This window comes from Peribacillus sp. NPDC060253 (genome assembly GCF_042727425.1).
Classification (GTDB): Bacteria; Bacillota; Bacilli; order Bacillales; family DSM-1321; genus Peribacillus.
In genome coordinates this window covers 1-7,110 of sequence record NZ_JBHXAS010000179.1, presented here as the reverse complement: position 1 = coordinate 7,110, position 7,110 = coordinate 1, and the positions used below count along the sequence as shown (strand labels likewise).

Genomic DNA, 7,110 nt, shown 5'->3' with positions numbered 1-7,110 from the left:
TCGCCAAGTGTAGTTTGTCACTAATACAAACGGGTGGGCGAGGGATAAATTAAATAAGGATACAACATGAAAAAAATAAACTTGGAAGCGTTTTTTCATTTTTCCAATTATGGAACGAATGGAAAACGTGAAATCCTTGCCGGAGTTGTCGGCTATTTTACGATAGTCTATATTCTCATCGTGAATTCCCTGATTTTATCGGAAGCGGGCATACCGATTAATGGTGCAGTGATTGCCACAATTCTTTTATCCGCTTTAAGCTGTATCATGATAGGGGTATGGGCAAATGTCCCGATCCTCCTCGTTCCAGGTATGGGCGTAAATGCTCTTTTTGCTTATACCATGGTTCAAGGAATGGGCCTATCTTGGCAATCGGCGCTTGGTGCTGTTTTTATCTCTGGGATTATTTTTGTAGTTATTGCCTTTACAAAATACTCTACGTTAATCAGTGATTCGATTCCAAGTTCGATAAAAGATGCCATATCTGTTGGTCTTGGCTTATTCTTGATGCTAATAGGTCTCGAAAAGGGCGGAATAATCACGGGAGGTTCATCATCTATCATCGCGCTGGGAGATTTAAGCGATCCGGCGGTGTGTGCGACGGTGTTGACCTTTTTACTGGCTATCACCCTATTCATCAAAAATGTCCCCGGTAACTTCATGATTACCATCCTGGCAGGTAGCTTTATTGCCTATTGGTTCGGGACTGTTCAACTAACGGAAATCCACTTTTCAGGCATAGACACAGCTTCCTACGGTGACCTCTTCTTTTCATTATCGTTCATGGAAGCGGACCGTATTGAATTTTGGATAAGTGTCTTTGCGATGACAATGGTTCTTGTTTTTGAAAATATTGGTCTTGTACATGGGCATGTAGACAGTATCAACCGCCAGGATGCATATAAAAAGTCGCTAGCCGCGACAAGTGTCTCCGTTCTGTTTTCAGGTCTATTCGGTTCAAGTCCTACGGTTGCAACAGTTGAGACGGCAGCTGGAATCGCATCAGGAGGCAGAACTGGTTTGACCTCAGTGGTGACAGGTTTGCTATTTATACTATCACTGCTGTTCATCCCGGTGATTAAAGTGATCCCTGATAGCGCCATTGCTCCCATTTTGATTATTATTGGGATTTTGATGCTCGGGAACATTAAAAAGTTAGATTTCAGTGATTTAACTGAGAGTATACCTGCAATCATGATCATCACGATCATTCCATTTACGTACAGTATTGCAGATGGAATGGCATTCGGTTTCATCCTGTACCCGTTCTTGAAGCTTGTAACCGGGAGAGCGAGAGAAGTCTCACCCCCGATGTATGTGAGTGCAGGAATGTTTATCGTCTATTTCATCGTTGGTATGATCGGTTAATATTTTGGAAGAGCGGTTGGAATGAGATAGTTCTTATTTCAACCGCTCTTTTTATTTTGTTTTTTCAGCGGAAAAATGGATTTATTGTAATTTACGCGATGACACATCCATCTTGAAAATGCTATGATATAGAATATTAAAAAAATGATAATTGAAAAGCAGCATATTAGAGGATGTGACAGGATGATTATTGAAGGTTTAAAGAGCCATGGTTCAGGTAATGATTTCTTAATCATTGATGAATTGACTACGGCCTTGACGTTTACTGAAGAACAGCGAAAAAATTTAGCGAAGGCCCTGTGTAATAGGGAAAGGCTTGGAGCGGACGGTATTTTGTTTGTGATGAAAAGCGAACATGCAGATGCCAGGATGCGTGTCTTTAATGCGGATGGCTCGGAAGCTTCGATGTGTGGGAATGGACTTCGCTGTGTTGCACGTTACGCGAATGACGTTTTAGGGCTTGATAAAATGATCGTGGAAACGATGAAAGCGAATTTACTCGTTGAGAAAACGGAAGATATCTATAATGGAATTCCGACTTTCAAGGTGGAAATTTCTCCAGTCAGTTTCAATCTGAAGGATTTGCCACTAATCATTGAAAAAGAGCAGTTGCAAAACGAACCATTGCCGGAACTTCATGATACCCTATTATTTTCGGCATTGGCTGTTCCCAATCCGCATCTAATCACGCTCGTCGATAGTGAAGTCTTACAAAGTGATTTGCAGGCAGACCTTTCAACGAAGGTCAATCAACCGAACGAGCTCTTCCCTGATGGTGTCAATGTTAGTTTTGTGAAAGAGTTGGAACCCGGCAGCATTTATGTGCGGACATTTGAACGGGGAGTCGGCTTCACGAATGCATGTGGTACGGCAATGTCAGCTTCCAGCCTAGTAACATGCTCAGTTGGATTAAACGCATTGGAAAGTGAAATATCCGTCTACAATAACGGCGGAAAGGTTAAATGCGTCGTGCATTATGACGACGAAGGTCAAAAGTATTCAATAGATTTAATCGGGAATGCAACCTATGAATTCAAGGTGTCAATCGACCTAGACCTAGACCAACCCGAAAAATTTGAAATCCTGGAAAAACAGGACTTTGAAGCGGAAACAAGCTTATATGCTAAGTTGCAGGATGAAGTTCAAAGTTATTTGAAAACTACATTATAAGGAAAGTACCAACTAGGTGTTAGTCTTAGTTAAAAAGGGGTTCGGAATGTTTTAATTCCGAACCCCTTTTTTAAATTTGTTTCAAAGTTTAGAGATTGTGCAAGGCCATCTATGAATCTTAACAAGTCGAAAATTACTAGATTGCGAAACTCACGAGTAAAGGCGCGAAATTCACGAGTAAAGGCGCGAAATTCACGAGTAAAGGCGCGAAATTCACGAGTAAAGGCGCGAAATTCACGAGTAAAAGTGCCAAACTCACGAGTAAATGCGCGAGATTCACGAGTAAAAGTACGAAATTCACGAGTAAAGTCTAAAAATCAAACGTAAATGTGCCAATCTAATGTTTTTTGATTCATGTCAAACAGCATTAGAAGATATCTTCACTACTTTGATCAACAATAAATCAAAGGGAATGTGCCCGGTAGATTTCCGGGTTCGTAGCCTAAAGGGCTGCTTAATTAAATGAAATGTCTAACTTTTTGGATACACTTCATAAGTTGGTCTTTTTTTGTTTTAGAAAAGACAGTACATCAAGAAAGGCTGGTCCATTATCGACATGCCGGTAATCCAAGAATGGACATCCGTCCCTTTTGATTCTATTTGGTACGGTATCAACCGTAAAGTCTTTGAGCTGGAGGTTTTCTTCCACTTCCTCCCAAAATAATGGTGTAGCAACCCCTGCGAAAGAATTTCCGCGTGGGGAATAAGGCACAATGATGGTTTTTCCTTCACTATGCTGTACAAAGTCCAAGTAAAGCCGATTATTCCGTTTTATTTTCAATCTTTCCACTGTAAAATCATCGGGATTGGAACTTGTTAAGTAATGACCGAGAAAATCGGTGAATATCCTTGTTTCCTGATAAGTAAATCTGTCTTCAGGTAAAGGGATGTGAATTTGCAGGCCTTTGTTACCTGAGGTTTTCACATAAGCTATTATCCTTAAGGAGTCCATCACCTTTTTTATTTCTTGTGCGGCTTTTATCGCTAAGGAAAAAAATTCGATCGAAGGTGGATCTAAGTCCAGGACGATTTCATCGGGTCTTGTTTTTCCAGCTTTCTGAAATGGGGCATGGAATTCCAATGCCAGTTGGTTACCAAACCAAAGAAGCGTTTCAATGTCGTTACACAGCATATATTCTATATCTTCATCCATGAATGTTTTAATAAATGCAGGCGCATAATCAGGCTTGTTTTTCTGGAAAAATTTCTCTTGATCCATGGTGCCATGAGGATAGCGGATCGTCGTCAACAGTTTATCTTTTAAAAACGGTAAGAAGAAAGCTGAAACCTCCCTCAAATAATGCAGGTATTCAACTTTTATCACCTGTTTATCATCGGTTATCCATAATGGTTTATCCGGTGAGGTTATTTGTACAGTATCGGGAAATGTGTATTGGTTTATCACGAATTTTTCCCAAGTACATTCAGTGGGAGACGTGTGTAATAGCCAATGCGAAAACTGAGGTTCACGCAATTCATTTTCCTCATATACGTGTAAAAATTGTACCTCGATGCAAATGGATGGATGGATATAAAAAAATTTTGCGTCTTCATTTGAAGCATTTTGCTTGATCAGTTCATATAAGATCTTTTTATCTTTTGCACTTATTCCATTTTTGACGCTACCGATTTTCGTTACCGCACCTTCCTTGAAAACTGCGAGGGAAACATAACCATTTTCTTTATGCAATGCTGTAATGAAACAGGAGACAGTCTTCCAATTTTTCACTTTAATCCAGTTAGTGGAACGCTTTCCTTCTTGCCAAGTACCCCGGGTTTCTTTGGCTACAACCCCCTCACCATCTAATAAAGTGACTGTATTTAATGCCTTATCCAAAACGTCGAAACTTTCAATTAATTGGATCAAAGCTTCAGAAGTTGGGTTAGGAGGCATAGGAAACCCAAGTTTTTCACCCAGATTCAACATGAATCCCCTTCGTTCTTCCATCGATTTAGTCGTTATATCCATTCCTTTGATACGTAGCAGGTCAAACGCTATAAAACGGCAAGGGGAAAAATTAGCTGTTTCGGAAATCAATGATTGTTTCCGTAGGCGACCACGCCACTGTATTTGAAAGAAGTCAGCTTTTGCTTGATTAGTCAGCCAGACCAATTCTCCATCCAACTGCAGCGGGAGATAATCTTCTAGGCCCAGCTGTTTAATGAAATCAATGATTTCCGGGAAGAGGGGAGACATTTCCTTTTCGTTTCGGCTCGAGATGCTAATCGTATCGAAGTCAATCGTTAAAATGGCCCTAAAACCGTCATATTTGACTTCATAACGCCAATCCTTGGAGCTAGGGGCTTCGGTGTAATAGGTTGGCAGCATCGGTTTCATTTTGTGTATATCCCTCCGAAAAAAGTGATTAACATTATTTTGCCAAAAAAACGAAGTGTTAGAGTTGGCAAATGTTTTTTCGGTTTTTTTTTGATAAAAGGGAATAATAACAATTGTTCTTCCATTTAAAAATACGTTATGAGGTGACGAATATGCATACGATGTGGAAGGGGAGCATATCATTCGGTTTGGTGAACATTCCGATTAAACTTCATGCTGCAACGGAAGATAAGGATATTTCTTTAAGGACGTTGCATAAGGAGTGTCATTCACCGATTAAATACGAAAAAGTATGTCCGGTCTGCCAAAAAGAAGTGGGGAAGGACGATATAGTCCGCGCTTTTGAATATACAAAGGGAAAGTTTGTTGTATTGGAAGACAGTGAACTGGAACAGTTAAAAAAACAAAATGAAGAAAAAGCCGTGGAAATCGTGGATTTCGTAAAAATAGAAGAAATAGATCCCATTTATTTTAACCGAAGCTATTACATGTCCCCGAATGATGGAGGGATAAAAGCTTATTCCCTTTTGAGACAGGCCCTCAAGGAATCGAAGAAGGTGGGATTAGCGAAAATCATCATCCGCTCAAAGGAACAAATGGCGGTCATTCGAGTCGTTGATAATACTTTAGTGATGGAAACGATTCATTATCCGGATGAAGTCCGATCCACAGCGGATGTTCCGAATATCCCTGCCACTGATTCCGTTGTTGAAAAAGAAATCGAGACGGCCGTTTTATTGATAGATCAATTAACGTCTACTTTCGATCCGACAAAATACACCGATGATTATCGGACAGCGTTACTGGAATTGATTGAATCAAAGAAAACGGGACAGAAGACGATCACAACCAAAACAAAAGAACCTGTTTCCAGCAATGTAACCGATTTAATGGAGGCTTTACAGGCATCCATTGACCGAACGAAACATGAAGAACCGGTAAAGAAAAAGACGACACGGAAGAAAGCGGCACCGAAGAAAAAGAAACAAGCCTAAACAAGAAGCTGAGCGGGAGTCTTGAGTCGCTCGGCTTCTTGTTGGGAATGGGCATGAGAAAGATATGAAAGTAGACTTTATAGATTGGATTGCTGAAAATACATATGTAAAACATGTACAAATAGAAAAGCGGTACGTGATGCGGATAATGAACGGAATAAAGAGAAAAAATGGGTGGTTGTGAATGAAGGCAAAAAAATTCGCTCCCTAAAGAGCGACAATGAGGATTTCAATCGTGAAAATCAACATATAGGCGAACGGTTGTAGTTTTCGACTATATATTGTGTTCATATTCTACCATATTTAATTCTGAAATAGCAACAAAATTACTATAACTAACCTATGTTTTTTTCTGGAAAATCAATGATATTAGGCCAATTTAACGGTTGAAAGGGGGCTTTTGCATTATCTGATTTTGTAGATTCTTTTAAATCACTATAGAATATAATGGATTTTTAGTATAATTTATTCATATTAAGATGATATAAATTCAATAGGATTGGAAGATACAAAATGGAAAATGGTAAAATCGTATCACTTCATGCAGGAAAGCCAAAACAGGAAAAATTTTCGAATGTTGATATCTTTTCAGCCATGGATAAACAAGCACAGGATAAAGTGACAGTGACTAAATCAGGCATAATTGGCGATGGGGTTGGTAATGTAAAGTTCCATGGAGGCCCTGATCGGGCTTTGTGTTTTTACCCCATTGAACATTATTCACTATGGAATGAAAAATTCGCTAAAAAGCTGGAAATCCCTGCATTCGGTGAAAACTTAACTATAGCGGGGATGAGGGAAGAAACAACATTTATCGGTGATCTATATCAAATAGGCGAAGTAATCGTTCAAATTAATCAAGGGAGGATTCCTTGCTCGACGATTTCCCACTTTAACCAGGAACCTAAGTTTTTGGAATTCGTCTTTAAAACTGGTTACACTGGTTATTTTGCAAAAGTCATTCAAGAAGGAACGTTAAAGAAACAAAACGAAATCGTGCTATTAGATCGTTTGCAAGAAAAGATTTCAGTTCATTATGCTACTGAGGTGATCCTTCATAATCGGGATGGGCTGGATGGGGCATACACTTTGCTTACTCTAGATTCGCTTGCGGAAGACTGGAAACAGAGGGTAGAAAAGAGAGTTCAAGCTGCAAAAGATTGAGTGATTTTTGGAAAAAGTAAAAAAAATGACGTTTAAGGTATTGAAATTGACAGATTATTAATGTAAATTAAATAT

The 7,110-nt window shown here is 39.4% G+C and carries 6 protein-coding genes; 4 read left to right on the top strand and 2 right to left on the bottom strand.

Features of this window, described 5'->3' with window-relative positions; all coding sequences use genetic code 11:
• The first annotated feature begins 66 nt into the window (after positions 1–66).
• Together ACFWE9_RS25130 and dapF are read left to right on the top strand one after the other, a co-directional pair.
• On the top strand, positions 67–1,368 hold the full coding sequence (locus tag ACFWE9_RS25130; protein ID WP_230160402.1) for an NCS2 family permease: 1,302 nt from the start codon (positions 67–69) through the stop codon (positions 1,366–1,368).
• A 183-nt stretch (positions 1,369–1,551) separates the two neighbouring features.
• Positions 1,552–2,538: a diaminopimelate epimerase gene (gene dapF, locus ACFWE9_RS25125; RefSeq protein WP_230160404.1), complete on the top strand. Its 987-nt coding sequence runs from the start codon at positions 1,552–1,554 to the stop codon at positions 2,536–2,538.
• Positions 2,539–2,674: 136 nt separating this feature from the next.
• Here the strand turns inward: dapF and ACFWE9_RS25120 are convergent, their stop codons facing one another.
• Both ACFWE9_RS25120 and ACFWE9_RS25115 read right to left on the bottom strand, forming a co-directional pair.
• The gene (locus tag ACFWE9_RS25120) at positions 2,675–2,839 is read right to left on the bottom strand and encodes a hypothetical protein (RefSeq protein WP_377359367.1); all 165 of its coding nucleotides are present in this window, start codon (positions 2,837–2,839) and stop codon (positions 2,675–2,677) included.
• A 189-nt stretch (positions 2,840–3,028) separates the two neighbouring features.
• Positions 3,029–4,876: a DNA ligase D gene (locus ACFWE9_RS25115; protein WP_230155402.1), complete on the bottom strand. Its 1,848-nt coding sequence runs from the start codon at positions 4,874–4,876 to the stop codon at positions 3,029–3,031.
• A 152-nt stretch (positions 4,877–5,028) separates the two neighbouring features.
• On the opposite strand from ACFWE9_RS25115, the gene ku reads away from it, so the two are divergent.
• Together ku and ACFWE9_RS25105 are read left to right on the top strand one after the other, a co-directional pair.
• On the top strand, positions 5,029–5,871 hold the full coding sequence (gene ku, locus ACFWE9_RS25110; protein WP_230155404.1) for a non-homologous end joining protein Ku: 843 nt from the start codon (positions 5,029–5,031) through the stop codon (positions 5,869–5,871).
• A gap of 513 nt (positions 5,872–6,384) precedes the next feature.
• Positions 6,385–7,035 (top strand): MOSC domain-containing protein, encoded by a 651-nt coding sequence (locus tag ACFWE9_RS25105; RefSeq protein WP_230155406.1) that lies wholly within the window; start codon positions 6,385–6,387, stop codon positions 7,033–7,035.
• The last annotated feature ends 75 nt before the right edge of the window (positions 7,036–7,110 follow it).